The organism is Colwellia sp. Bg11-12, assembly GCF_014076955.1.
Lineage (GTDB): Bacteria > Pseudomonadota > Gammaproteobacteria > Enterobacterales > Alteromonadaceae > Colwellia_A.
Genome location: NZ_JACGUZ010000012.1, coordinates 1 through 1,931 on the forward strand (window position 1 = coordinate 1; position 1,931 = coordinate 1,931).

3 protein-coding genes are annotated in these 1,931 nt (G+C 43.3%); all 3 read left to right on the plus strand.

Annotated elements, in window-relative coordinates; genetic code table 11:
* The coding region (locus H4J39_RS00040; RefSeq protein WP_182225423.1) for a RimK family alpha-L-glutamate ligase at positions 1-438 on the plus strand (438 nt) is incomplete at its 5' end.
* A 14-nt stretch (positions 439-452) separates the two neighbouring features.
* Positions 453-1,478 carry a succinylglutamate desuccinylase/aspartoacylase family protein gene (locus tag H4J39_RS00045; RefSeq protein ID WP_182225424.1) on the plus strand — a complete coding sequence of 342 codons (1,026 nt, stop codon included), beginning with the start codon at positions 453-455 and terminating at the stop codon, positions 1,476-1,478.
* Between the two features lie 8 nt (positions 1,479-1,486).
* On the plus strand, positions 1,487-1,921 hold the full coding sequence (locus tag H4J39_RS00050) for a RimK/LysX family protein (protein WP_182225425.1): 435 nt from the start codon (positions 1,487-1,489) through the stop codon (positions 1,919-1,921).
* The last annotated feature ends 10 nt before the right edge of the window (positions 1,922-1,931 follow it).

The window sequence follows — 1,931 nt, forward strand, 5'->3', positions numbered from 1 at the left end:
GCTAAATCAGCAGAAGCGATTATTGAAGCGTTCATGGGCTTAAATGCAAACATTTTGGTTCAAGAGTTTATTAAAGAAGCGGGCGGTGCAGACATTCGTTGTTTAGTGATTGGCGGCAAAGTGGTGGCGGCGATGAAACGCCAAGGCGCAGAAGGTGAATTTCGCTCTAACTTACACCGTGGCGGCTCTGCTGAAGTGGTTAAGTTATCAAAAGCGGAGCGAGAAACCGCCGTTAGTGCCGCAAAAGCGATGGGGCTTAACATGTGTGGTGTTGATTTATTACGCTCGCAAAATGGCCCTATGGTGATGGAAGTTAACTCATCGCCTGGTTTAGAAGGCATTGAAAAAGCGACAGGTAAAAATGTAGCCGGCATGGTATTTGAGTTTTTAGAAAAAAATGCCAAACCAAACAGCACGAAAACACGTGGTAACGGGTAATTAAAGAGAGTTTTATGGACATATTACGTATTGGCGAGTTCGACATATTACCCGGTGAGCAGCGCAAAATAGACTTACCTGTGGCTAAGTTATATACCGATGCCGATGTTTCATTACCGGTTCATATCATTCGCGCTAAAAAGCCAGGACCGACTATTTTTATTAGCGCGGCGGTACATGGCGACGAATTAAACGGCATAGAAATCATTCGCCGCTTAATTCACGAAAAGAAACTGAAAATCACCCGAGGTACACTGATTGCTGTGCCGATGGTTAATGTGTATGGCGTGGTGAATCAAAGCCGTTATATGCCTGACCGCCGTGATTTAAACCGTTGTTTTCCAGGCTCTGCTAAAGGCTCTTTAGCAGGACGAGTTGCGCATATTTTTCTTAATGAAATTGTCAAGCATTGTGATTACGGTATTGATTTACACACGGGGGCAATTCACCGCTCAAACCTCCCACAAATTAGAGCGGATATGTCTGATACCGACACAAAAGCGTTAGCGGAAGTGTTTGGTGTACCGGTGGTGTTGAATTCCACTTTGGTGGATGGCTCGTTAAGAGAATCTGCGGTTAAAAACAACACGAAAATATTATTGTATGAAGCGGGTGAAGCACTGCGTTTTGATGAGTTTTCAATTCGAGCGGGCATGAAAGGTATTTTAAATGTCTTACAGCATTTAGGCATGACCAGAAAAGTGGTCCGTAGCAAGAAGAAAAAGCTGGCGCCCTTTATTGCCAATGGCAGTCAATGGGTACGGGCGAATGCGAGCGGTATTGTCCATAATATTGTTAACTTGGGTGACCAAATAACGAAAGGGCAAGTGATGGCGGAAATCGGTAGCCCGTATGGGGCGATATTTGACTCGGTGAAAGCGACACGCTCAGGTATTTTAATTGGTAAACAAAATATCCCGTTGGTACAAGAAGGTGAAGCGATGTTTCATGTGGCATATTTCAGCGAAGATGATGAAGAAATTGCTGAGCATATCGAAAATGTACAAGAGCAATTTTTCCCTGAAAACGACGACACTTAGGAGCGTGTATGAAAAAGGCGAGTAAAGTCATTATCGGGCGTTTAGAGTCAATCGGTTTACCTGAGTTGGCGATTGACGATTTACAAGTACGGGTAGATACGGGGGCAAAAACTTCTTCGTTACATGTAGATAATATCAAAAAATCAATTGTTGATGGCGTGCATTGTGTGACCTTTGATCTTCACCCTGATGTGCATAACGTTGATACTATGATGCAATGTACTGCCCCCATTAGCGATATGCGTAAAGTTAAATCGTCTAATGGTACGTCTGAGCAGCGTTATGTTATTGAAACGCCTATTGTATTAGGCGAAGAGAATTGGTCGATTGAAATAACCTTAACCGATCGCTCTGACATGAGTTACTTAATGTTGTTAGGGCGTGAAGCACTTGGCAAGCGGTTTCTTGTTGACCCTTCTAAAGTGTTTTTAGGGTCAAAATAAAAGTTAGCTA

Coding starts and splice junctions, on each gene's coding strand:
- H4J39_RS00045 (WP_182225424.1), top strand. CDS start 453: ATGGACATATTACGTATTGGCGAGTTCGACATATTACCCGGTGAGCAG.
- H4J39_RS00050 (WP_182225425.1), top strand. CDS start 1,487: ATGAAAAAGGCGAGTAAAGTCATTATCGGGCGTTTAGAGTCAATCGGT.